Source organism: Pseudomonas sp. TH21 (genome assembly GCF_016651025.1).
GTDB lineage: Bacteria > Pseudomonadota > Gammaproteobacteria > Pseudomonadales > Pseudomonadaceae > Aquipseudomonas > Aquipseudomonas aylmerensis.
This window is the reverse complement of sequence record NZ_JAEKEQ010000001.1, coordinates 3,246,442-3,271,133: the sequence shown is the minus strand read 5'-3', so window position 1 is coordinate 3,271,133 and position 24,692 is coordinate 3,246,442. Positions and strand designations below refer to the sequence as shown.

The following is a 24,692-nucleotide window of genomic DNA, read 5'->3' as shown; positions in this document are numbered from 1 at the left end:
ATCTACAACCTAAAAGTTCAGTGGCAATTCCCGGTTCTCTGAATTTCACAGACGAATGACCGACTGCCTGGCTAGCCGTAAAATTCCTAGTATAGTAGCTTTGAGCTACTACACCTCGCCACCCAAACTGCCGCGCAGGCAGCGTGGAATGCCTATTCCCGATGAGATGTGTTAGCGATTTGGAGAGAGGCATAACTCCGGCGAGCTCCCCCCCTTAGTCTGATATGGATATCAAATGCCAAATCTGATTTGCACCGATTCAGTCGACCAATCCCTCATTGAGCAATTTTCTGTTGATGGGGTCGGTTTCCCAGACCACGCCATGTTAAATCCTGAAACCGGTGAGCTCGACGCCTCCGTACTTGAAAGGATGATCGGCATGTCCAGGGCTCTTCGCCGAATCGAGCAGGCGAAAGTGAAACCCGGTTCTAGGGTTATGGACTTTCAAAAGACCTCTATAGGTCGCCTAAAGCTCCTACTCAGAGACTTGTTCAACATCCAGCAGCGCCTGCTCAAAAAGTCGAAAAGAATTGACGGCTACCGCAGCTGGGAAAGAGTCGTTTTGAACGACATAGACCCGACTTGGCATGAACTCAAAGGCGCAGTTGCGGAACGTTTCGGTGAGCTCACCCAGGAAGACCAGGACACTTTGAGCACCATGCTCGAAAAACGGCTTGGTTGGGTTGATAACGGAAAAAACTGGGAAGCCGGATTAAAGGACTTCATTAAGGGGCGCACGTACGTAAATCAGCTGGGCGGAATGGTGGGCATCCTGCTCGATCAACTGGCGAAATGGGACAGACTCAGCAATGACGAGCGGCGTGCGTTGGCGGATGGTGTCTACGCTTTGGCCACGCCTTTCGGCAATGAGCTCCTGGGTGTTTTCTTGACGTGCCAACCGGAGCTGATGGGATACTATTCCACGATGCTGGAGGATGTGAGGAAGGCTAGACAGGTGGGCGAGATCGCCTCGTTAGACGAGGTAGATCAGGCAGAAACAGCCGTCGAGCCACCGGCAGTAGATGCCTCTGCCGCTCCCTTGAGCCTGTATGACCTTTATACCGAGTTGTTCCAGCTAGCTGAGCGCGCAAAATCCGATTTAGGCAACCTCCACTATGCCGAGCAAATCGAGGCGCTGATCACCTCAAATCTTCCTCGTCTGAAGGAGGAATACTCACTCAGCGATGACGCGGTTCGCAAGATACTTGGCGAGTGCATCGACGTCCTGATCAAGATTGGTCGTGAGCTGTCACTACAAGATTTCGATGACGAAGAGTTCCTCATAGCCTTTAGAGCGGCCTGGCTGGAGTTTTTCAACGAGCGGTTGCAGGATGAGGTACCGGAAACCTTCTTGGCTGATTTGACCGAAGAGCGAGAGGTAGGGTCAGTCACAATCAAAACTCGCCTTGATGAAGAACAAGCGCGTTGCGTCCAAATCGAGAGCGATCTGGCTGATTTCAACGAGAGGCTCAAGGTTGCCAATTTTCGTGAGAAAGGCGAACTGCGCAGCAGCATCACCGAGGCAGAAGAGTCTCGCGTCAGAAGTATTAGGCTGCATCAAGAGGTAGAACAGCAAGGTTGTGACCTGCTGCTGCCACCTGGCTATCAGCTCGATACACTCTCAGCAGATGGCCAAGATGTCGATCTGACACCGGAGGCTTTCCACCCTTCAACCAAGGCTGCCATTACCGCTTGGTCAAGACCATCTTTTGATGATCTGGCCACGTTCGCGCTTCCCGACCAGCCAGATACACAAAGTAAAATCCTTGCTGGCGATGTATCTGCGATCACTGCGGTGGATTTGGACGCGGATGGAATTGATGCAGGCGATGAAGAGCCTGTGGCCCCTGACGAGCCGCAACAAATGGCTGTTTCCGAGCCAGCCCCAGAGCCGAAGCCTCTTACCGAGTCTGAAATCAACGTAGCGTTTGACCCAGCCGTCAATCCTGTTTATCAGGTTGAGGAGCAAGAGGTAGCCTCAGATCCGACCTTCATCAGTATCGAGAACGATGTAGCTGATGAGTCAGCTACACAGCAAGCGACGGAAGATGAAGTCAAAGTCTCTCGATTCTTCAGTCAGCCAAAGGAAGCCCTAGAGCGGTTGGAGCATTGTCAGCAGACGATGAATGTCGTTCCCGCGATTGCCGTAGAAAACATCGCATTGCTTTGGATGAAGCGCGGGCAGCTTCCAATGGCCAGCAAGACGCTGGAAATTGCAGGTCGAATGGGCCTAGCGGGTGATCTGCTGTCGTTGCCACTGGTTCAGGCGGCTTACCATGGAATGCACGTTTGGCGAGGTGACTCTGCGACCGTAACCCGAGTTCAGCAGAACCTGCATCAGCTTTCTTCGGAGGTCATCGAGAGCTGGATTTATCGACGCCCAGGAGGCCGTGTTGTTCCCTACCTGGTGTTAGCCGCCACACTTCAGCCCACGTTGTTCTTCGGAATGATGACCAACGCTCCCCGCTTGCTCGCCTCTGTCCTTGGCAACTTTGATGGCCCTGTCTCCCGATTGATCGAAGAGGTGGTCAATTTCTCCAGCCACAATACTCGTCTGGATGTAGATACCCTACGTGAGCAACCCACAAGCAACGACAAAGAGGCGCGTGACAAACTCGCCGCCCGTCTTGTTGAGTGGCAAGACCGCATTTTGAACAAGCAGACCGGATGGGCTCCGGCTCGCAAAGCCATGAAGGAATGCTTGGCACGTGAAGACTTTGATCTCACTTACGAGAGCATCACCAAAGATGATGCTTCACGGATAGACGAGGTTCGTGCGTTTGCCGATCTGTATCGAGACAAGGATGAGCAGTCTCGGCTGATGACGGCTGAAATTCACAAGATGATGAACGAAAGCACCTCCGCTCCGCAGATCGAAGGCAACGCTAAAAATTGGTTCCTAAGGTCAATCGACGAGATCGTTGACGTCGCCGATCGGTGGGTCGAAGGCCATAGCCTGCTAGGTCGACGAACCAGCGAAGTCAGTAAGTTCGCCCCACGCTTCCTCACGATGCTTACGGCGGCTTCCGCCCACCTGGAGCAGCGCCTCCAGAACACCGAAGATCCAGAACAGCAAGCCGGCTTACTACTCGCCATCAATGTGCTCCAACGTATCAACAAAGTGGCAGAGCGACATGAAGAAACGATTTGGGAGATCTCCCGAATCAATGGATGGCTTCAGTGGCCTTCGGAATGGCTGGCCACCTCGCCAGACGACAATCCTCATCATCAATTGGCCCTTTTAACGAGCCTGCTTGAAAAGGGCGTCAGCGATCTGGAACTTGCCGATCAAGCGCTGGAACGTAAGAACTTCCGTCATGCACTGCTTCTGACGCTCAACCATGAAGATGTCCACAAGGGCTCAATGGCGGAGAACATCGAAGCGATCAAGCGCTCGTTCTCGGAAGATGTTCGCCAATGCAACCTGCGAAGCGATCAGATAAGGGGGTTGCTGGATAACGCGAACATCGCCTCGCTGATCGACGATGAACGGCACTACCAACTGCGTGGCGAGCTTGAGCACCTTCAGGATCAACTCAAAAGTCTCAAGGCGCTGGATGACATTGGCGAGATTCACCACAGCTTAGACACCCTTGAGTCAAGCATCGCAACCAAGTTTACGACCAAGAAACAGGAGCTTGAGGCATCCCTGGATTCACTGGTTAACCAAGCTTTGGTTGATCGCGGGGTGGATTGGATACCCGCAGTGTGGCAGGAACAGATCCGCTCGGCGCTCAATACACATGACACGACCGTCGCAGAGGAGATGCTTGAACATCTCAAGCACTCGTTAGACAAAGGCGAGGCGCTGCAAAGCGATACCGAATCTGGAACTGAGCTGCTCAAGCGTTTTCTCCTGCTTGAACCACAGCTCCATTCAATGCTGAGTCAGAATCGCAATCCTCGTGAAGTGATCCGCCATGTTTCTAGCGCAAGCTTGAAAGGTTTGTCTTTGGACACCTTGCCCGCCTATTACAAACTGGCCATCGAGGATCTGATCAGCCTGCGCCGCCGAGTCAAGTCATTGGACAAAGCAACCTACGAAGAGCTGGTACGTATTCTATATGCCTTAGGTCTTGAGGCCGTAACGCCCTCCTTCAGCAATGCGACCTCGCAGCGTACCGCCTTCTCCTCGCGAAGCCACATTGCCCACCTCACCCTGAACGTGAAACGGCATGATACGGGGCGTGGGATTGTGTTCTTCAACCAAAAATCTGAAGAGCAGGCCATCAACGTATTGATTGCCAACGGCGAGTGGACGCTCACAGAGCTTCGCACACTGCTGACCGAGCAGACCCAGTTCCTGCACGAACGCACGGTGTTGATATCGGCAAAAGAGCTTTCGAACGATGAGCGCAATGAGTTGGCCAAGTTTTCAAAACAGCAGAAGCATGCGCTACTCCATGTCGATCCCGTCCTGATGACCATGTTGGCTGGTCTCAACGTTTCGGATCACCAACGGCTCAAGACCTTCCTCCAACTAAGCTTGCCATGGACGTTCAGTAACCCGTACACCGGCAACCAGATGCAGCCGGCACCGCCGGAGATGCGCTATGGACGCCAAAAAGACATCAAATCGCTGACCACCATGCGTAATGGCGCGGCCATGATCTTTGGTGGTAGACAACTGGGTAAAACAACGTTGCTCAACGAAACACAGCGTTTGTTCAACAACCCTGGGCAACGTCGCCATGCGTTCCTTTACCAAATGGATGGAGACCTGGATCGTGCCAACCTCTCTGGTAACGAACTGGAAAAAAACCGATATCGGGTTTGGCAATCGATTCACAACGCTGCCGTCACAAGTGGTCTAGTCAAAAATTCGTACCCCTCAGACGCTGACGGGATGGTCGATGAGTTGCGGAATTATTTCTCCAAAGACAATCCAGATGCGCTCATGGTTTGCCTCGACGAAATTGATCCGATTCTGGGACTCGATGCTGCCAACGGCTTCCGTATTTTCCGTGAGCTCAGTGGCCTGGTGAACAACAGCAATGGTCGGTTCAAGGTCGTAATTGCGGGTCTGGAGAACGTACGCCGATTCGCTGATGCCCCGAACTACCCACTGCATCAGCTCGGCAGCGCAATCCAGGTCTCGATCATGAGCCCTGCTGAGGCGCTTCAGCTCATTCGCGAGCCATTGGGGCATTTGGGTTATGAGTTCGAATCTCCCTTGCTCATGAACAGGATTCTTGTCGAAACAAACCGCCATCCTGGCCTGATTCACATTGTCTGCCATGAACTGATCCAGACCCTGAATGCACGCCACAACCGTCGCGTGGGATCGGTCACCATCACCGCTGAAGACATCGAGCAGATTCGAAAGGATCCGAACATTCGACAGCTCATCTGCGACCGCTTTGACATCACGCTGAACCTCGACCTGCGTTACAAGTTGATTGCCTACAGTCTGATCTCGCAAAGCACCAGCAGCTTCTCTCCCAGCCGCGCGAAACTCATTGTCCAGGAGTGGGCTCCGCATATCTTCGAGCCGATGACCGATGCGCAGTTTGAAGCGTTTCTGGATGAGCTGTGCGGCCTAGGCGTACTTCAGTACATGAGGCGCACCGAGGGCGGCAAGGAATACGCTCTGCGCAATACCAACATCATGAACTTGGTGGGCGGCCAACAGAACATCGAAGACAAACTGCTGGCTGCAGTAGATGCGATCAATGAGAACGACCCATTGTCCGCGCACGCATATCCGGTTAACGCTACACGCCCATCCCCGCTTACGCTGCGAGACGAGAAATTGCTCATCAGCGAAGAGGTGCGTGAAAAGCCTACATTTGGTGCCATTGAGGCGCGCTCTTCAAACTACTCCGTCGGCATCATCACAGGGTCGGAGGCCTTGGGGCTGGATCCTCAGTGGATGCTTGAGTCTCTCCTGGCGATTGGGGAAGAGGAGCCTGCCCTGACCACCAACCAGAACTCTGGCCGCTACGTTCCAGCTCACAAAAGAGACACCGATCTCGGCTCAGCCAGTGAGTTCAAGAAGCTGTTGGTCGAGAGTGTCATTGGTGTTCAGTCGCTTCGCAAGAACATCATGTTCTTCGTTGAGATTACAGGTGAACAACCGATCAGTCTGACGTTGGATCTGCTTGACGTTGCACACGAAGCACGACTGAACACCAACGCCAAACGCAACCGCGTTCGGGTCATTTTCCTCATGTCGCCGCGAGCCCTGTGGCAGTGGGAGTCTAATCCACAGCTCACCCAAGGCCGAGAAACCATGCAGCCCTTCATCGCCTTGGATGTCTGGAAGAAGACCGCAATGGCGCACCTGCTGAACAAGCTTAACCTTGAGAACACTTCAACATCGACCAACACCTTGGAAAGCTATAGCCAGGGGTGGTACTTCTCCTTGGACAGGCTGTTGGCTGCCAAGAAAAAGAAATCCGATGTAGTCAAGGTGAGCGGCTTCGGTGCGGCCTACACATCTGTGCTTCAAGCCAAGCCTAAGAGCATGGAAGAGTTCCTCGGAAAGACCGGCGTAACCGCTGTGAGCTGGGGGCGGCAGGTGCTGAGCGCGCTGTGTGAGCAAGAGCGCTTCGATGAAGAAGATATTGAGTTGCAGCTCATGGATGACTATGGGGATGTCGATCCACAGCAGGCACTTCGTTGGTTGACCCGCTTGCGCCTCATCGTTCCTTGCAGAGTGGCTAAGAAAAATTTCTATCGCATTCCTGAAAGCATCAAGGCTGCCCTGCTCAGCAAGGCGCCTCAAGAGGCCAAGGCCTAATCATGACCCAGCAAACAACAGGTCAATCTGGCTGGGTGCAGGTGATGCAGGGTGCGTGGGGAGCAGTTCCCGCTAGTGAACTGCTCCACCCCAACTCAGAAGCGTGGTCATCAATCAATTTGACCGCTCCTGATGTAGCCGAATGCACGAGTTTCGCGGTGGCGGGACGGGCTCTGAAATACGGTCAGTCAGTGGCGATTGCGCTGCCATTGATGGGTGGGGAAGGTATGACCCGACTGATGGTATATCTGCAACGGATCCGGCTGGATTCACTGCAAGGGGGGATACGTTCGCCTTGGCTCAATCCGGGCAACATGGAACAGTGTCCGGACATCGTATTTATCTCCCGACCCCGTAACGGTTTCCACGATCTCTCGCGTGTAAAGGCCTTGCGTGCTCGCGTACTGCGAGCGTCTGACCTCAAGCGCAACAAGGCATCCGCCTCCCAAACGCTAGTTGTGGATGGCTCCACGGACGTAATGGAGCTGGTTGAAGCGATCAGCAAAGCAAGCAAGCCTTTCGTTCTCGTCATAGATGGTACGCTTGGAGGAAATGAAAACTTCGCTGCCGTGGATAGCGCACTGTCAGAGAGTTTCCCTGAGGTACCTCGAATCACGCTGCTATCGCTGGGTGACAGCGAATCTCTGGACAGGATGCGCTCGAACGGAACTCGAAGCCATCTATGGGTGATGCGGCTCGGCGATACAGCTGTATTGACTTCACCTGCAGGATCCGACGCTCGGTTCAAACTGACGGTGATCCAAGATCGAAGGGCTAATTCTGAGCTGGGACTGATCGCTGACCGGTTCTTCGGTTTACGACGCGAACTGGATCGAAAGGATTTCGTGCTGAGGGAACGCCTGGCCATTATCGGCAAGGTTTTTCGCAGCCTCAACGAGTTGTCCCTCCCCCTTCCCTACTTGGAAACGACATTACAGGCAGCGACCCGCCCGGGTCTTTTCCCAATTCGTTGCCTGGAGCGATGGCTGCAAATTGCCGACAAAGGAAGCTGCCTGTTCGGTGAGTCAGATGTGGCTTCACGCAACCTGATTCAGCAGTTGAGGGACTGGCACCAATTACTTATGCAGTCCATCACAGGCAAGGCGGGATGGCTGCTCAAACACCTCAAGGATTCGTGCACGAACAAGACTGATACGTTGGTGCTGTGTGGCAGCTCCCATGAAGTAGCAGCCCTGGAACATTGGTTCGACAATGAACTCGACGAAGGCTGGAACGAGACCATTCAAATCACCGCGATGGATGGCGTGAAAGCCTATCGACGGTTCTCTGGGGTAGTCGAAGAAGTCGTCATCATAGGAATGCTACGGCCAAATCGGCAGCACTGGTTAGCAACCCCATGTCGCCGTCTGACCATCCCAGCCTACGAATATGAGAAGCCCTTTGTAGAGCGCATGCTCCATCTATGGTGGTCTAAGCATGGCGTTCAAAGCCGTATCGATGGCGACAAGCTGACTCACTGGCAGCTCGGCTGGAATGATCGTCGATGCGACGATATCGATACGCTGCAGCCGTCCTTGGCCCTGGAAACGTTCACCCATCCCGATTGCAGTCTGTATCCGGCAAAAGAACGTGCGGTCTCTATTCCGTTGGCAATGGAGTTCAATAATTGGCTGGATCTGATGATGGAGCAGCCCGTAGAACCTATGGCCTCTGTGCAGAGCGGCGAGGCCTTGGTTCAGGATCTTGTCTGGATCTGCCTCGAAGAGGCGAAGGCAGAGCTGCCTTGGAGCAAGACCCGTCCAGTGCTCGTGCTGCGAGAGGAAGAAATTCATCCAACGCCTCCCGATGAGCTGACTGAAGGTGATCAAATCATCCTGCTCCGACACACTGACGAGCGTATCGCCACTCAAGAAAAGCTCTTCGAGATGGTGGCTCTTTCCGAGGGCATGCAGCAGTTCCTCAGGGCCGCCAACCGCTGGAGAACAATGGTCGATACCGTCTCCGCACAAATGTCAGTCGCCCAGGTGCAAACCCAGTTGCGCAAGGAAAAGGTGAGTGTGTGCGACGCAACGGTGGGCAACTGGTTTCGTCACAAGGTCTACGGGCCCCGTGACCGAGCGGCGGTCGCGGTATTCGCACGTCTTTCCGGTGCCAAAAATCCCGAGAGAGCGACACTCTACATAGCCAATGCCATCGAGCAGGTGCGAATCGCTCATCAGCAGATTGGCAATCAGCTTCGCAGAGCCATTCTGGAAAGAGCTGCAGGTGCTACCACTGTCGAGATCGGCCAACTTACGCTAGACGGCTGGGCCTTCGACGACATGATCGAAATCTCGGTGGTGAAGTCGATCCGGACGGCCCCAAAGCAGGTCATCTCGTCAAAAGAGGAAGGTTTGATCGACATCGCCAATGGGGTTGCGGACACACATCCTGGGCGTATTCACATGACCAACCCGGCTCTCAAATCCCTGCGTGACTCGGTGTACCGTGACCATGGAAAATTCCGGGCTTGCCTGTCACTGATGGCGACAAAGTTATACGACCACTACAGTGAAAAAGCGGGTCGACTCCATGACGTGCTTGAGCATTTTAAGCTGGAAAGCATCGACTTCGAACCAAAAATGTCCCCAGTGACGATGGGTATGTACGCAGACAACCGCAAGTACAAGGGTAAGCCTGCGAACATGAACAGGCACTTCTGCCTTGGGAACGCCCGCGATCCCTCACGCACATTGCGCATTCACTTCGACTGGGACGCAGATGACAAGTTACTCGTCATCCATCACGCCGGTAAACATCTGGAAACCACACAATCTTAAGGACGAACCATGGCTCTCAATTACCGAGAAGAAATGGGCCTGACGGCTGCATTTCTTGAAGAGATGCGCCTGCGACTGAGTGACAAGGACGTAGATGTACTGCCACAAGACGGCAAACTGTATGACGGTATCGAACCGAGCCGCATCAGCCTGGTTGGTTGCTTGGGCGCAGCGCCCGACCCAGCCTATACAGGCCCACAACCTCCAAACTCGATCGGCATCGTGCTGTTAGTCTCTCCCGATGAGGAGGGTTGGCTCAAATGTGAGCTGAGCGGCCAATTCGATGTAGTGCATCGCTACATTCCAGACCTGCGCAGCGTGGAAGAAAACCTGGTGCTTGATGCAGGTTCGCCAAGAAGGGGCCAAACCCTGCCCATGGCGTTCAAGCGCTACACGGTAAGTTTCTCATCAATCATGCTTGATCTTGATCCCCACAAGCCCAACGAATGGGTCTCAGGGAAAGCTGCAATAGACGCTGTGCTGTACGCGGAACAACAACGTTGGATGAACGATTCTCGGGTCATGCGGCGCTGTCAAACGAACGCTAATGGCAACGCGAAATTCAGCTACAACTGGAGCGACACCGCACTGGCCGATCAGACGAGCCTGAACCGCACCGTTCATGAGCAGATCGTGAGTGACCGAAATGCGATCCTCAACTATGCGATAAACCTGCGTGCACGTCTTCGCCCCACCCCATCGGCATTCGGTACGAGCGCCCAGGGCAGCTTCCTGCTCGAAGTGTTCTTGGAAAACCAGACGACCACCGAACACGCCCGAGCTTTTGGCGTTGACGCTCCATATCTGTTGGATGCCCGCCTGGTCACCAAGCTCGTTGCTGGCGAGAGCTATAAGGTGCCCCATCGCCTGCAGCCGGAAGAATACCGCTACCGCGATAATGACGGCCTTCCTGGTTACGGCATTAGCTGCGCGGTCGTTGAGGTAGAAAAAAAGCTGTTCATGACGGATGGGATGCCTACCTACGCTCAGCCCCGGGTTGATGCTCCATTGCCTGCCGAAGTGGGAATGGACTCAGCTCCGAGCTATGAAATGCTCGCACGCGATCCAATTCTGATTTGCGACAGCTTCCTGAAAACACAAGAACGCTACCTCGATGAGTGGGCAATTCGTATCAGTGCGTTGGAATCAGCAGGGCTGATGGCGGATAAGGATGTTGCTATCGCTGACCGCAATGCCTTTCAGGAGGAAACTACCCGGATCCGCGACGGTGTTGAGCTTCTGCGCAAACATGACGACCTGCGTCAATGCTTCCAGTGGATGAACGAAGCAATGGGCGCCGCCATCAAGATTCAGGGGAAAAGGTTTACCGGATGGCACCTATTCCAGCTCGGTTTTATTCTCTCGCAGATACGCTCGATCTACGAGCGGCATGCCACCTCGGCTGAACTCCGAGGCAGCATGGAAACAGCAGACGTACTCTGGTTCGCCACCGGCGGCGGTAAAACTGAGGCATACCTCGGTATTATCAGCATGGCGTTGCTCTATGGCCGGCTTAAGGGGCGCAATTACGGCACGACTGCCTGGCTCAGATTTCCATTGCGGATGTTGTCCGTTCAGCAATTCCAACGGCTTTCCTTCGTGCTCGCCCAGACCAACATACTGCGTCATCGTGAGCGTCTTGGAGGATGGCCATTCACAATTGGCTATTACACCGGTGAAGGTACGCCAAACCGAGTTAGCAGCACCTATGGCGAAGATTTGCAGAAAGGCTTTCTGCCATCTTTCAGCAACGAACGCCTTAAATCCTACCAGTTCATCTCTGATTGCCCTTATTGCGGCACCGCAGGTTCCATCAGTATTGCGACCGATATGGCTCGCGCACGCATCAAGCATGTCTGTAAAAACGCAGAATGCTGGTCAAACTGCGAAGCCGATTCGGGAGAGCATGGACAGGGCATTCAGGGGGAGATTGGTATCTATGTCTCGGACGAAGAATGCTACCGGTATCTGCCTTCAGTACTGGTGGGCACGGTGGACAAACTCGCCGTCATAGGCCACAACCATCGCTTCGTGAACTTCTTTGGTGGGGCGCGTTACTTCTGCCCTGAACACGGCTTCTCTCAGAGATCCAAATGCGAACATCGTCGCATTGAGCAGCGAAGAGAGAAATGGGAGGCCCTCGACTGCGGCAACAATACCCGCACTAGCGTGGTCAGAGTGGTGCCCACCTCCCCCATGAAAGACCCAGGTTTCTCACTGCTGGTTCAGGATGAGCTGCACTTGCTTCGCGAGTCTCTGGGCAACTTTGATGCTCATTACGAGACATTGCTCAGTACCCTGCAGATCAGTCACGGCGGTCGGGCGCCCAAAGTGCTCTCGGCAACAGCCACCATCAAGGATTTCGAAGACCACATCCATCATCTGTACCTGCGCAACGCCGTTCGCTTCCCTGCCCCAGGCGTCAACCAGGGAGAGTCGTTCTATGCCCGTAAAGCGAAGGATGACGAGACAGGCTCACAACTGATTCGTCGCTGGTTTGCGGGAATTCTCCCCATTGGTCGAGGTCGGGTCGCCATGAAAGCAGTGGCGGAAGCCAGCTCGCGTTTTCTGGATCAGGTAGATGACTGGCGAGACAAGCTTGCAAACGGTGACGTTCAGCTGCTCAAGGCGATCGGCCTAACTAATGGCCAGAGTCAGGATGCCCTGCGCTACATCGAGAAAAACCTGAACACCGACCTGGTGTATGCCAACAGCAAACGCAGCATCACCGAAATCATGCGGTATATGGAGGAGGTCAACAGCAAGACCGATGTGGAGCGTAAAGCACGATTACTTGATGGCGAGACTCGCCTGGACATGATCCTCGACGCAATTCGCCATGTTGAAACCAAGGATGCGAACGACACCTGTCGGCACATCATTGCCACCAGCGTTGTGTCGCACGGCGTCGACATCGCGGAATTAAACTTCATGATCGTCGCTGGCTGGCCAAAATCGACGGCGGAATACATCCAGGCCTCTGCTCGGAGTGGGCGCGTGCACCCGGGCATAGTGCTCTGCGTGCTTTCATCACATCAGTTGTTTGAGTCTGGTGTGTTCATGAACTTCGGCGACTACCACACGTTCCTTGATCGCCTGGTGGATTCGGTGCCGATCAACAGATTCGCTCCCAACATTATCGACCGCACACTGCCCGGAGTTATGTCGGCGGTACTTCTCAACTGGGCACCACAGCAGAGATGGGGAGGCGACCTTAGCCACAGGGTGACCGACCTCGTCACGCTGCTGCGAAGCGACATGGGAAAGGTCGCTGCGGCAGAAATCAAAACCGTCGTGATCAATTCGCTGCGCATCCCGGCAGTGCTGAGCGATACGTTCGACTCGCGAGTTACCGCCGGCTTCGACATCGCATTGATTACCCGTGTGGACAATGCGTTCTTTGAATTAGAGCGGTGGCCGGGAAGCAAGAACGAACAGACGTTGAGCGAAGCATTGGGTGACATCTTCGGGTATGCCCCCTTCCGCTCGTTCCGCGACATTGAAAACCAGATTGTGATCAAGCCCGTCAACAGCGCGGCTGATCAAGTATTCATGGCAATAGCCAGGTGAGGGAGGAAAAATGGACAAGGAATATGTGAGTCGCAGCCGTCTTTTCAGGGAAGCCTTCCTCCCAGGGGCCTACATTCGCCTTAGGAACCAAGCGTACGGGCGTGTTATGGGCATCCTCAACAATAGCGGGTCAGCCCTGGAAGGGGTTGATAAGCCACAGTTGCGCGAAGCTGTCCTGACATTCGTACACGACTGGGAAAGCGCCGGTGGAGAAGTCGACCCAACCTTTTTGACCGCCGCAGAAAAGAAGCGTCTGGAAATCCAATCCCCATCTGAAATTTTTGTATCGCCTGCCCCCCTGATCCTCACCTGCAAGCGGTGCAAAGTGCTTGATTACTACGATGCGCGCGAACCAGATGACCGGACGCTTTCAAAAATGCAGTCACGGATCAGGGAGCACAATGGCAGGGGGTTCATCCCTTGCAAGCGCAAAGGTTGCTCGGGAGAAATGATCCAGCTTCCTTACGTTTCGGTTCATCGGTGCGGTTATGCGAGCCCCGTCCACATCCCACACCCCGCTCGTCGATCCACCAGCATCGGCTACCGAGATGCTGGCTCGTTCTTCCACTCATCGTTTTTTGATGTGGAAACCGGCGATAAGCTGTCGGGTTCATATCAGGACGAGTGCCCTGCTTGCAGTGCTTTGTTCGGCGCCGAAATCCAAAAGCGTGGAACACCACTCACCAGTGGTGAGTCCTTCTACGCCCAGAGTACCCAGTACATCGCGCTGAGCGAAGACAAGGGCAAGCTCATCGCCAACCTCTTGCAGTGCTTGCAAGACGCGCGCGAAGGCGCCGAGGGCATGGCCCAAGACGTTTCCGAAGGTGTAGCGCTCACCTTGCTGAAAAAGATGTCTGGCCGTGAGCTGGAGCAAAAGCTGTCTCTGCTGCTCTCGGCGAATGTTGGCGATGCAAATGAACAAGCAGCCCTGCGTACGCAACTAGAGAGGAAAAAGCTCAGCATCGCAAAATACGAAGTGATGGCTGAAGATGATGAAGATTTGGCGCAGATGCTTGATTCAACGCGAAAAGAGGTCGCTGAGATCGAGGCAAAGCTCGCCACATCCACCGGTTGTTTCAGCGCCGTACGCAATTTAGTTCCGGAGCTCAGCACCCTGATCGAATTGGTCAGTAATAGACGAACGCTCGAAGCCGTTTTCTTGCCCCATGATGTCCAAGGCAGAACGATCGAACAGGAGATCGAAGAAACCGTAGATATCGCGCAAAAGGATATGCTTGCCGGTCAGTGGCAGAGCATACAGGAGCGTTATGGAATCGATTCGATCACGCACATCCCAGACCTTCGAGTTGTCTTGGCCACACTGGGATACTCACGGGAAAGAAGCGCCCCTTCGATCAACCCTGATGCTCCGCCGGTAGTGCTCAACGCCTTTGCCGATCGCGTAGACGAGGGCATGAAAGGCAAAACGTCCATCTATGCAATGTCCGCGAAAACAGAGGCTTTGTGGATCCGACTGGACCCTCGGAAAGTGCTTCGATGGTGTATCGATTCGGCATACCTCGAATCACCGGATGAAGATGTACTCAATGACAAAGCCCGCAGTCATGCGTACCTACTGAGCCAATATCACGTGTTGGCAATGCTTCCTGGCAAAGCAGCGAGGGAAATCCCGTCGCGTAACCCCGAAGACGGTGCCCCTTTCAACCTGCTGCACTCAATCAGCCATGCGCTCATGCTCACCGCGCGCCGCCATACCGGGTACGACTCCAAGAGCATTCAGGAATACCTGATACCCATGGATTTGTCGGTCATCCTGTATGTTTCGTCTGTCCAGAACTATACCGCCGGGGGGTTGCTTACGTTGTTCCAGCACTACCTGCTGCCTTGGTTTGATGACGCTAGCATGTTCGCCTTCAACTGCGCGTTTGACCCCGTATGCACTGATGTTGGGAACTCCTGCAGTGGCTGTGTACAGATAGAGATTGGCTGCGAAACTTTCAACCAAGGATTATCCCGAGCTTACATTCACGGCGGCCCTGCCAATCGCGAGTGCTCGCTTACCATCAAGAAAGGTTTTTGGGAAAGGTTGTAGTGGGATCCTAAACTGGCGGAAGACACCAAGAGTTGTCCCCATAAGCAATGAGCCCCTGAAGACTAGAAATAGCCTGCGGACTTTTTTGCAGGCTGCTTCTATTCAATTGTGTCTCCATTGTCTTAAACCAATCGATCAAGAAAAGCACTTTGTAAACTTTTCGCAGAGTGAATCAGCCTCCCAGTACTAGTCGCTCCACGAGATCAATCACATCCCTGCGACCCTTGCCTTTCAACAAATGAAAGCACTGGAGCAAATGCGCTTCTTCGTTGTTTTCGCAGTAAAAATACGGCATCGGCAAATTCAAGACAGCAGCAATCTGCTTCACAATGCTTTCGCCTGGCTGATGAACCCTCTTCTCATACTGATTCATCCTCGCCGACGCTGACGCTGGCTCAATCCCGGCGTCTATTCCCAATCGTTCCTGAGAGACTCCTTTTGCCTTGCGCGCCTCTTTCAAGCGCTTGCTAAACGTTGTCATTTCTCATCGCCGAATAGAGGTAAGCGTCTGCCGAAGGCACCTTGTCCAAGCTGAAGTATCCAGTGCTCTGGAAGGTGGTCAGATCTTCATGAGCAACTGTTCTTGGAGCCACTCCAGTAGCGCGTGCACTTCGATCCGTTCATCTCCGCTATTTTTTTTATAAACAGAAATTGCATGGGGCAAAGGAACGCTTTCTGCGCAGGGTTGCATCAAAGCACCCTCTTCAATAAGTTTTCCGGCAGTTCGACGCCATCCTAATGCAATGCCATGCCCCGCGACTGCCGCCTGAAGCATCAGCGGGTAGCTATCAAACACCGTACCTCGCGGATGATCTGCCATCGTATTTCCAAACGCCTGCAACCAGTCTTCCCAAGCCATGAAGTCTGGGGGCGTAGAGCGATAGTGCAAAAGATTGCGCGGACGAAGCTCTTCAAGGCTCAGCAACTTGCCAGTCGCAAGGTAGCTCGGGCTGCACACTGGGAAGACTTCGTCGGCAGCCGTAAATACTAGAGCATACGAGCCGCTAGCGCGTCCGGTGCTTTGCAGGGCAACATCGAAGTGGTCATTGAATTCGGTAATAGGCCGCGTCGATGTCACTACTTGAACCTCGATTCCCGCATATTGATCTTGGAACGTGGAGAGGCGAGGCATCATCCAATAAAAGGCTTCACATAATTGGCAAAGTAAAACGACACGATTTTTGCGATGTGTTTTTCGAAGCGCCACAGCACCGTCGCTGATACTTCCCAATGCCGCGCTCACCACTCCTCCAAACTCCCGTCCTTCCTCCGTCAAAAAGACAGCTCGATTACGGCGGATAAAGAGCTTCAAGCCGAGATCTTCTTCAAGACCGCGGATTTGCCGGCTGATGGCGGCCTGGGTGATGTGCAACTCATCAGCGGCCTTCGAGAAGCTTTCCAGCCGGGCAGCCGCTTCAAAAGGCAGCAAACTGGTCAGCGGAGGCAATGTCTTCCTAAGCTTATTCATAATCAGCCGTTATGCATCCAGACCTGAGAACTCGTTTGTAACACACCTGCGACGGTGGGCAATATGAGCGGAACACATACTGGATTTAAGCTAATGGTCACCGCCCGTTCAAATATCATCGCCGGAGTGATACTCGCCGTTTTCGCTACGCTGGCTTGGGCTCTTAACTTCATAGCCCCTTACGTCACTGGCGCCTACAGCATTTACGACCTTACGATCATCAGGTTTCTAATCGCGGGTGCCTTGGGGGCATTAGGCGTGATCCTATGCCGCGCCCAGAGGCGTTTATTGCAACGCTCCCAGCAGTTGCTCGCCGCAGGGCTGGGCGCAATCGGATATTTAGGGTACAGCAGCTGTATTGCCGCAGGCGTAATCTTCGGTGGCCCCGTGCTGACGGCAGCGTTTGTTGGGTTCGTACCTGTTCTACTCGCCTTATTTGGCAATGCGAGAGAAAAGACGGTGCAGTGGCACAGTCTTGCCCTACCACTGACTTTCTTGATGGTTGGGCTCGTCCTTTCAAATATCAGCAGCATGAATCTGCCGCAGGCAGGTAAGACGTCTTGGCTAGCGGGATTATTCTTTTCTGTCTTAGCAGTGACCCTGTGGTTAGCCTTCAGTCTGCTGAATCAAAGCGCCATGGGGAAACTTCCCCGTGCTGCAACAGGCATCTGGACAGGGTTGATGATGGCGGGTGCTGGCATGGGCACCTTGTGCCTGATACCCGTTGTACAAGCGCTAGGCCTCTTTAAACTCCCGAGCATTGGTTTCAGCATCACCTTGGCGGGACATCTTTATACCTGGAGCTTGGTCATTGCGGTTATGTCTTCGGTGATCGGCGCTTGGGCATGGAACGCAGCGACACGACGGCTCCCGATGGTGCTTTCCGGTCAGTTGATTTCGCTGGAGTCTTTGTTCGCAGCTTTACTCGGCTTGCTCTTTAACGGCAGGCTTCCAACTCCCATAGAGGCGTCAGGTCTTATTGCCGTGCTCATAGGTGCAGGAATAGCGGTTCACAGCATTCTCAATGTAGATGATGCGTCTGCCAAAGGTAGATGACTCAAACTCGCCCGCTCGAATTAGGAAGGGATCCAGTGATGCGGAAGCAATTGACCTATTTCATTCGCTCGCTGCGTCGGCAGGCGCGTGAGAACGTCCTTCAAGTAAGCATACGGATCATGTCCATTCAATCGCGCAGACTGTATCAGGCTCATGATCGCCGAAGCCCGTTTTCCACTGCGTAGCGACCCTGCGAAAAGCCAGTTCTTGCGTCCAAGAGCCCATGGCCGGATTTGGTTCTCTGCCCAATTGTTGTCTATGGGTACGGCCCCGTCATCAAGGTAGCGCGACAACGCTGCCCGGCGTTTCAGGCTGTAATCCAGCGCTCTGCTGATAGCCGAACCTTCAGGCACGAGATCGCGCTGGGCCACCATCCAGGCATGCAGCATATCCATCACTGGCACGGCTTTTTCTTGCCGTATTCGCCGTCGTAAATCCGGCTCCAGGTCGCGCACTTCGCCCTCGATTTCGTACAGCAACTGGATGTAACGCAGGGCCTGTTCGGCGAGCAGGCTCTTGTTAGTTGCGTGCAATTCGAAGAACTTGCGCCGCGCATGGGCCATGCAGCCGATTTCGGTAACACCCAGTTCGAAACTGGCTTTGTAGCCGCCAAAATCGTCGCAGACCAGCTTGCCCCTCCAGTCTTGCAGAAAGTTACGAGCATGCTCACCGGCGCGGCTGGGGCTGAAGTCGTAAACCACCGCCGCCGTTTCGCAGAACTGGCTGGTGGCGTAGGCCCAGACATAAGAGCGTTGGGTTTTCTTAGATCCAGGGGCGAGCATCTGTACCGGTGTTTCGTCGGCGTGGATGACCTGCTGTCCGAGGACTACGTCGCGCAGTGCATCGACCAGCGGCTGTAACTGAACGCCAGTCATGCCAACCCATTGAGCCAATGTTGAACGTGGAATTGACAAGCCCGCTCGACCAAAAATCGATTCCTGACGGTAAAGCGGCAAATGGTCAGCAAACTTGGCAATCATGACGTGTGCAAGTAGGCCCGCAGTCGGGATGCCCTTATCAATAACCTGCGCCGGAACCGGTGCCTGGATCAGCGTTTCGCAGTCATCGCAGACCCACTTGCCACGGACATGGCGTTCGACGGTGAACACGCCGGGCGTGTAGTCCAGCTTCTCGCTAACGTCCTCACCGATGCGCTTGAGGGCGCAGCCGCATGGGCAGTGAGTGTTGTCCGGTTCGTGATGGATCAGTGTGCGTGGAAACTCAGCCGGTAATGCAGTGCGCTTGGGTTTCTGCTTTTTCTCGGTCGTCGCTGGCATTGTCTGCAAAGCCTGAAGCTCTGCTTCAATCGCTGCGATATCGGTATCGATCAGGTCATCGAGCAAACTGGCCTGCTCAGGATTCATCTGCTCGCTGCGCTTGGCAAACTTCAAACGCTTGAGCTGGGCGATCTCGACGGTCAGTTTCTCGATGACTGTTTGATCACGGTTTATTTTCTTGCCCATCGTGTCGACTTGCGACAGCAACTGCGCTGCCAAAGCACGCAGTTGGTCGGGGGACATTTGGTCGAGATTGGACAAAGAAGTCATGCGCTGGATTTTGCCAGAGCAGGCGCTTTGCGGCGATAGGCCGATGGGCTAATGGCAACCGCTAAAGCAGTGTGATCGAGCCTCGATAACCTACGCGTTGCCATGGCAGACCCAGCACCAATGCCTGAAGTTGCTCGGTATCCAGCTCCATCTCAGACCCATAACGAATGCCAGGCCAGTGAAACTTGCCTTGGTTCAACCGGCGCGTCGCCAGCCATACTCCGAAGCCGTCATGCACCAGCACTTTCATTCGATTGGCGCGGCGGTTGGCGAACAGATAAGCACAGTGCGGCTGCGCCGCACCGAACACCGCGACCACCTTGGCTAACGCAGTTTCGGTACCAGCGCGCATGTCCATCGGCGCGGTGGCGAGCCAGATGGCGTCGATGCGGATCATCGTAAAAGGTCTCGAAGAAAGGTCGCGCATGCAGCAGCATTTTCAGTGGGCCAGTTCACTTTAACGGTACCGCGTGGGTGCTGGATCTCAACACAGATATTCGATGACGCTGCGTGCGAACTTGCTGCGGCCACCGGCACGGGTAATGGGATAAATGCATGTTGTAGCACGGCGCTTTTGTGCGTGTGCACCCGAATCCATTTGTGGACGAGGTTTGCGTTGAGGCTATGGCTGAGAGCGATGCTGGCAATCGAAGCACCGGGCTGGGCACACTCTTGAATGACCTGGGCCTTGAAGGATTTGGAATAGGAACGGCGTGTTGGCTGCATGAAATACCCGCTTAAAAGGCTAGAACTGGTGCCCACTTAAATTTAAGTGCACACCATGTCTTGGCTTTGCGGGGCTGGGTAGATGACTTGGCCGGACGCATACGAATAGAGGTGTCTGATGACCAAACAACGCCGTACCTTTTCCGCTGAATTCAAACGCGAGGCCACAGGCCTCGTGAGCCTGGAGAGTGTCTAGAAAACCCGGGGCGATTCAGTCAGAGGTCGGGCGATGAGGCTAAGGATGGCGTGGGGAAACTAAGTCTATGAACATCAATCGATGAACAACAACACTATATACGAGAACATTGAGTCAGCGGCCTGCGGCCCGTGAGCTACTTATGAACATCTGACATCGCCCACTTGTTAAATCATGTATCTGGTACGGTCTGCGCTCGGGCTGTTCACTCCCACTCGCAATGCCTGTTTTGTATTCACGTCTTTCTTTAAGGACCATCAAGATGCCCGCCATAGCGGGCATCGCTGATTATCTTTCGATCATTTCCCGTCAAAAAAACCTACCACGAGCGGTTCGACCAGCGAAGGGCACTCTTCCATCAACCAATGCCCACAGCCTTCCAGCACATGGCCTTGTACATTCGAAGCGTACTTGTTCATCTGATCGATTTGAGTCTGGCCCAGGCTAACACGCCCGTTTCCTGCCACAGCCAGTAGCGGCATGCTCAGTTGGCCTTGGGCCAACAGCGCTTTGTTTTGCTGTACCGATTGTGGCAGTGCGCGGTAATACTCGAATGCAGCGTGCAAGGTTTGCGGTTTTGCATACGACTTTGCGTAAAGCCCCAACAGCTCATCGGTAAACACTGACTGCTTTTCTGCATGTTTTTTGATGAAGTGTGAGAGAAACAGCTTTTCTTTGCCGGCGATTAAGGTTTCCGCCAGCCTGTCGTCCGCTGAAAAGAAACTGAAGTGCCAAGCGGTTGACTCACCTTGCGGGGTAAACGCGGGAAAGTTATACATCAGTTCATCCGGGATGACTGACTCAAGATAAGCCACCTTGGTAATGTCTTTTGGATGTTGCGCCAACATTGGGTATGTCGCCCAAATACCGATGTCGTGCGCCATCAAATTGAACGGTGCGTCGGGGCTGAAGCGTTTGGCAAATGCGTAGATATAGGGTGAGACTTCCTGCCCGCTGTAAGTTGTCTTAAGCGGCTCCGACATCCCGAGGCCAGGCAAGTCGACGGCGATAACCCTGGCACGCGCGGTGGCTGCAGTGCAGGGTCTGCCCCTTCGATGTCACCCACATCGGCACCACAGATACCGCAGGCCTCAACAGCAATCAGCACTTGGCCAATACCGGGTGCTGTTGACGGACGTTCCACCAGTTCAAGAACACCCGGTCGGGTGACTTGCATGGCACGGTATGTAGCGTTCATAGCCGTCGCTCCTAAAAATGATGAATAACGGGAGATACCGGCACTGCTGATCAGTGCCGCCTTGCCTCGCGATCTCACGTCAACGCTTCGATGGACTCAACGCAGGCGCAGCGGCACGTTCAGCCAATGCCTTCACGCCCAGGCCGGCGGCCTCGACGGCACCGGCCACATAGCCCGAAAATTGCGGAGACCACTCACTGGCGATGCCTGTCAGGTACCCTTGCCAAGGTCCCGAAGTTGCGTTGGCCGAGGGCGCCCGGGCGTGCTGGGGCGCCGCATTTACATCGACTGCAGTGGCCGTGAACGGCTCTTGCGCCCAGTCCTTGATGGCCTCGGCCTTAGGCGTCGCCGCCTGGGGACCAAACATCCGGACGAGTTGCGAACGGCAATGGGTGCGCAGTACCTCGTCGGAGACCGTGCTGCGCACTTGCGCCGGCACACCCAGAAAGCCAAACAGCGCCGCGCTGCCACCGGGCATGGAGGCGTCATGGATTTCACCCAGCGGCCCACGTGCACTGCGGCCTTCCCCGGACAAACCCTGCTCCCGCCAGAACGGCGTGTCATAGAGGGCGACGTACTTGGCTTGGGGCGCCATCCACGTTCCCGTTTCATGCCACTGTTGGGCCAGGGATGCAGGCAAGGCTGGTTCGAATACGAGGGTGCTTTCAACCAGGCGAGGCGGCAGCGCCAGCAAGACATGCTCAGCCTGCCAGGCCTTGACATGGCCTGCGGCATCTTCGCTTTCGAGTTCGATATGACCGTCGTATTTGCGCAGCCGGCGCACCGTGTGGCCGGTGATAATGTTTGCTGGGGCCAGTTTCTCGCGCAAGGCTTCGATCAAGCTCCCCATGCCACCGACCAGGCGCATGGACGCGGGCGAGTTTACGTAACCACGCATGCGCACAGGGTGCTCCTCGGGCGAACGCTCCACCACCATGTCACCCTCCTCGAACTGCTCAAACCGCTCCAGGCCCAAGGCCTCCACGAGCCGGTCAAGCTCGCGTTGGTAGTCAGGCCAGAACCAGGTGGGGCCCAGGTCGAAACGGTCGATGCCGTCAGTGTTCGCGGTGGTGTGTGTGACCGCCTGGCCGGTGGCGTCGATAGACGCAATCCGACCGCCGAGGACTTCCCTCCCCTCCAGCAACACATAATCGGTAATGCCCTGGCGCTCCAGCAGGTAAGCGGCATACAGGCCGCTCAAACCAGCACCAACGATAGCGATGCGTACAGTGTGCATGCTTATTCCTCGACCGCTACATCGGCCAGATGGCCAGTTTTGAGATACACAGTGGCGCCTTGGTCTCCAGCGTGGAGGTTCGCAGACTCGCCGGCGGGCAGGCGCAGCCAGCTGCCGCGTTCGTAGGCCTCTCCATCCAGCGTCACGTTGCCCGCCAGCACCAGTAGTTCAGCGCCGTCAGGCGGTGTTTCGAAAATCGCTTCGCGCGGTGTCAGGCGTTGCAGACTGACCTGCTCTGTTTCATCGCAGAACAACGCGCAGATCTCGCGTTGACCCTTCCGACGCCACGCGGCAGGGTCACGGGTATCAATGCGCACAGAGCGCTGCTCGCCTCCGTGCATCTGCTGAAGCTTGACGAAAATGACGGCGCCCCCGGCACTGGAGGGTTGGTGGCTGGACCCGGGGGGATTGCGCAAATACCAGCCAGCCGGGTAGTCCCCACTCCCGTCAGAGAAGGTCCCCGACAACACGAGAATCTCCTCTCCCCCGGGATGGAAATGGCGAGCGAAACAGGAGTCAGGGGCATACCGCACAAGGCTGGTGGCACGGGCTTTTTCAGCACCCACGCGATCCAGCATCACACGCTCGACGCCATCCTGGGGCGAAGCCACCCATTGGCACTGCTGGGACGCCACGATGGCGCGGCGCGTGAAGTCGGCATTGATCAGCATGAGGGTTATCCAAACGGGGCAAAGACACCGGCCAACCCGTCCGTGGGTGGTCGGTGCTTATCGATAGGGCTTACTGACTGGGCAGTTGTTGATAGGCCTCGACGACGCGTGCCGAGTACGTCAACGCAGCACCCGCGTTCAGGGCAATCGCTACACCGAGGGCCTCGGTGATTTCTTCAAGCGTGGCACCGTGCTCGACCGCTTTTTTGGTATGGACGGAAATACACCCGTCGCAGCGCGTGGTCACCGCCACGGCCAATGCGATCAGTTCGTGGATCTTCGGCTCCAGATGCCCCGTCTTGACCGCCGAATTGTCGATCATCATCAGGCCACGCATTACGTCGGGGCTTTGTTTAGCGTAGTCGCCTACGCGCTCCATCAGGGAGTCGCGGTAGCCATTCCAGTCTTGCATCATGGTCTTTCTCCAAAACAGATTGAAGCCAGGTGTCGGGTCACGCCTGGCAAAGAACTCAGTGCCTCAGCAACGCTTGCAGCAGCGCAGGTCAGTTACGACCGGCCATCACACCGCCATCGACGTCCCAGACAGCGCCAGTGACCCAGCCCGCCTTGTCCGACAGCAGGAAAGCGACCACTTCGGCGACGTCCTGAGGCGTGCCCACGCGACCAATCGGGTGGAAGCTATTGAAGCCTTGCAGCGCACTGTGCACTTCGGCCTTTGGAATGAAGCCTTCGTAGATAGGGGTCTGCACCACGGCAGGCGACACCGCGTTAACACGGATGTTCTTGCTACCTAGTTCCATCGCCAGGTGCTGGGTCAGCGAGTGCAGGCCCGCCTTGGCCATCGAGTACGCAGAAGACGGTGTGGCTGCGATCGCCTGCTTGCCCCACATCGAACCAATGTTCACGATCGCACCGGGGCGGTTGTTGGCGACCAGGTTGGCGGCAACCTTTTGCGTGATGAAGAAGGTCGCTTTGTTGATCGACATGTACTGGGCGTAGTCAGCTTCCGAATGCTCCAGGAATGGCTTGGGGAAGAACACGCCGGCGGCGTTGACCAGCAGGTCGATATCCGAATGCTGCTCGTGCAGGGTTTTGATCAGCGAAGCTACGGCGGCGTCGTTGGACAGGTCGGCAGTCAGTGCCCACACCTGGCCCAGTTCAGCCAGCTCCTTGCGGGCTGCTTCGGTTTTTTCCGGGCGGTTGCCCACGATGACTACGCTGCCGCCCTCGGCCAGTACGGTGCGCGCGGTCTGCAGGCCCATGCCGCTGGTGCCACCGACGACCAACAGCTTCTTACCTTTGAATTGATTGCTCATCTTTAAACTCTCTCCGTGCGCCCGCTTTCCGGCAGGACTTGAGTGGAAGAAAAACTATTGGTTCCAATGGTGTTCACGTGCCTATGCCCTCACCCATAAAACAGGTCGGCAGTCGGCATGGAGGTGATTTTTCTCTTCTTTCAGGCCGCAGACAAACGAGATAAAGTGTCA

14 protein-coding genes and 1 pseudogene are annotated in these 24,692 nt (G+C 55.0%); 5 read left to right on the top strand and 10 right to left on the bottom strand.

What is annotated here, in order from left to right:
- The first annotated feature begins 235 nt into the window (after window positions 1-235).
- From JFU04_RS14235 to JFU04_RS14220, 4 genes are read left to right on the top strand one after another with little or no spacing between them, the layout of a single operon-like run.
- Window positions 236-6,742, top strand: coding sequence for a hypothetical protein (locus JFU04_RS14235; RefSeq protein ID WP_242485902.1), 6,507 nt, complete (start codon window positions 236-238; stop codon window positions 6,740-6,742).
- A gap of 2 nt (window positions 6,743-6,744) precedes the next feature.
- Window positions 6,745-9,522, top strand: a complete 2,778-nt coding sequence (locus JFU04_RS14230) for a DISARM anti-phage system protein DrmE domain-containing protein (RefSeq protein WP_201144486.1) — start codon at window positions 6,745-6,747, stop codon at window positions 9,520-9,522.
- A gap of 9 nt (window positions 9,523-9,531) precedes the next feature.
- On the top strand, window positions 9,532-13,092 hold the full coding sequence (locus tag JFU04_RS14225; protein ID WP_242485901.1) for a helicase-related protein: 3,561 nt from the start codon (window positions 9,532-9,534) through the stop codon (window positions 13,090-13,092).
- Between the two features lie 10 nt (window positions 13,093-13,102).
- Window positions 13,103-15,145 carry a hypothetical protein gene (locus JFU04_RS14220; protein ID WP_201144484.1) on the top strand — a complete coding sequence of 681 codons (2,043 nt, stop codon included), beginning with the start codon at window positions 13,103-13,105 and terminating at the stop codon, window positions 15,143-15,145.
- Window positions 15,146-15,317: 172 nt separating this feature from the next.
- On the opposite strand, the gene JFU04_RS14215 is transcribed toward JFU04_RS14220, so the two are convergent.
- A complete protein-coding gene (locus JFU04_RS14215) occupies window positions 15,318-15,626 on the bottom strand; it encodes a helix-turn-helix domain-containing protein (protein ID WP_201144482.1) in 309 nt (102 codons plus the stop codon).
- A gap of 78 nt (window positions 15,627-15,704) precedes the next feature.
- Window positions 15,705-16,613 carry a LysR substrate-binding domain-containing protein gene (locus tag JFU04_RS14210; RefSeq protein ID WP_120449274.1) on the bottom strand — a complete coding sequence of 303 codons (909 nt, stop codon included), beginning with the start codon at window positions 16,611-16,613 and terminating at the stop codon, window positions 15,705-15,707.
- 93 nt (window positions 16,614-16,706) lie between these two features.
- On the opposite strand from JFU04_RS14210, the gene JFU04_RS14205 reads away from it, so the two are divergent.
- A complete protein-coding gene (locus tag JFU04_RS14205) occupies window positions 16,707-17,669 on the top strand; it encodes a DMT family transporter (RefSeq protein WP_120449273.1) in 963 nt (320 codons plus the stop codon).
- 20 nt (window positions 17,670-17,689) lie between these two features.
- On the opposite strand, the gene tnpC is transcribed toward JFU04_RS14205, so the two are convergent.
- The 8 genes and pseudogenes from tnpC to JFU04_RS14160 form a co-directional block, all read right to left on the bottom strand.
- On the bottom strand, window positions 17,690-19,216 hold the full coding sequence (gene tnpC, locus JFU04_RS14200) for an IS66 family transposase (protein ID WP_201144480.1): 1,527 nt from the start codon (window positions 19,214-19,216) through the stop codon (window positions 17,690-17,692).
- Window positions 19,217-19,277: 61 nt separating this feature from the next.
- Window positions 19,278-19,613, bottom strand: coding sequence for an IS66 family insertion sequence element accessory protein TnpB (tnpB, locus tag JFU04_RS14195; RefSeq protein ID WP_162946121.1), 336 nt, complete (start codon window positions 19,611-19,613; stop codon window positions 19,278-19,280).
- Window positions 19,610-19,942 (bottom strand): IS66-like element accessory protein TnpA, encoded by a 333-nt coding sequence (gene tnpA / locus JFU04_RS14190; RefSeq protein WP_120449271.1) that lies wholly within the window; start codon window positions 19,940-19,942, stop codon window positions 19,610-19,612. The genes tnpB and tnpA overlap by 4 nt, the downstream gene beginning before the upstream one ends.
- A 495-nt stretch (window positions 19,943-20,437) precedes the next feature.
- A pseudogene (locus tag JFU04_RS14185) lies at window positions 20,438-21,154 on the bottom strand (alpha/beta fold hydrolase); the annotation flags it as partial.
- 261 nt (window positions 21,155-21,415) lie between these two features.
- A complete protein-coding gene (locus tag JFU04_RS14175) occupies window positions 21,416-22,573 on the bottom strand; it encodes a flavin monoamine oxidase family protein (protein ID WP_201144479.1) in 1,158 nt (385 codons plus the stop codon).
- A 2-nt stretch (window positions 22,574-22,575) separates the two neighbouring features.
- On the bottom strand, window positions 22,576-23,244 hold the full coding sequence (locus JFU04_RS14170) for a cupin domain-containing protein (RefSeq protein ID WP_201144477.1): 669 nt from the start codon (window positions 23,242-23,244) through the stop codon (window positions 22,576-22,578).
- Window positions 23,245-23,314: 70 nt separating this feature from the next.
- Window positions 23,315-23,656 carry a carboxymuconolactone decarboxylase family protein gene (locus JFU04_RS14165; RefSeq protein WP_201146400.1) on the bottom strand — a complete coding sequence of 114 codons (342 nt, stop codon included), beginning with the start codon at window positions 23,654-23,656 and terminating at the stop codon, window positions 23,315-23,317.
- 91 nt (window positions 23,657-23,747) lie between these two features.
- Window positions 23,748-24,521, bottom strand: a complete 774-nt coding sequence (locus tag JFU04_RS14160) for an SDR family NAD(P)-dependent oxidoreductase (RefSeq protein WP_201144475.1) — start codon at window positions 24,519-24,521, stop codon at window positions 23,748-23,750.
- Window positions 24,522-24,692 lie beyond the last annotated feature (171 nt).

Bases quoted from the DNA above. Each gene is read 5' to 3' on its own strand.
- JFU04_RS14235 (WP_242485902.1), top strand. From the start codon at position 236: ATGCCAAATCTGATTTGCACCGATTCAGTCGACCAATCCCTCATTGAG.
- JFU04_RS14230 (WP_201144486.1), top strand. From the start codon at position 6,745: ATGACCCAGCAAACAACAGGTCAATCTGGCTGGGTGCAGGTGATGCAG.
- JFU04_RS14225 (WP_242485901.1), top strand. From the start codon at position 9,532: ATGGCTCTCAATTACCGAGAAGAAATGGGCCTGACGGCTGCATTTCTT.
- JFU04_RS14220 (WP_201144484.1), top strand. From the start codon at position 13,103: ATGGACAAGGAATATGTGAGTCGCAGCCGTCTTTTCAGGGAAGCCTTC.
- JFU04_RS14215 (WP_201144482.1), bottom strand. From the start codon at position 15,626: ATGACAACGTTTAGCAAGCGCTTGAAAGAGGCGCGCAAGGCAAAAGGA.
- JFU04_RS14210 (WP_120449274.1), bottom strand. From the start codon at position 16,613: ATGAATAAGCTTAGGAAGACATTGCCTCCGCTGACCAGTTTGCTGCCT.
- JFU04_RS14205 (WP_120449273.1), top strand. From the start codon at position 16,707: ATGGTCACCGCCCGTTCAAATATCATCGCCGGAGTGATACTCGCCGTT.
- tnpC (WP_201144480.1), bottom strand. From the start codon at position 19,216: ATGACTTCTTTGTCCAATCTCGACCAAATGTCCCCCGACCAACTGCGT.
- tnpB (WP_162946121.1), bottom strand. From the start codon at position 19,613: ATGATCCGCATCGACGCCATCTGGCTCGCCACCGCGCCGATGGACATG.
- tnpA (WP_120449271.1), bottom strand. From the start codon at position 19,942: ATGCAGCCAACACGCCGTTCCTATTCCAAATCCTTCAAGGCCCAGGTC.
- JFU04_RS14175 (WP_201144479.1), bottom strand. From the start codon at position 22,573: ATGCACACTGTACGCATCGCTATCGTTGGTGCTGGTTTGAGCGGCCTG.
- JFU04_RS14170 (WP_201144477.1), bottom strand. From the start codon at position 23,244: ATGCTGATCAATGCCGACTTCACGCGCCGCGCCATCGTGGCGTCCCAG.
- JFU04_RS14165 (WP_201146400.1), bottom strand. From the start codon at position 23,656: ATGCAAGACTGGAATGGCTACCGCGACTCCCTGATGGAGCGCGTAGGC.
- JFU04_RS14160 (WP_201144475.1), bottom strand. From the start codon at position 24,521: ATGAGCAATCAATTCAAAGGTAAGAAGCTGTTGGTCGTCGGTGGCACC.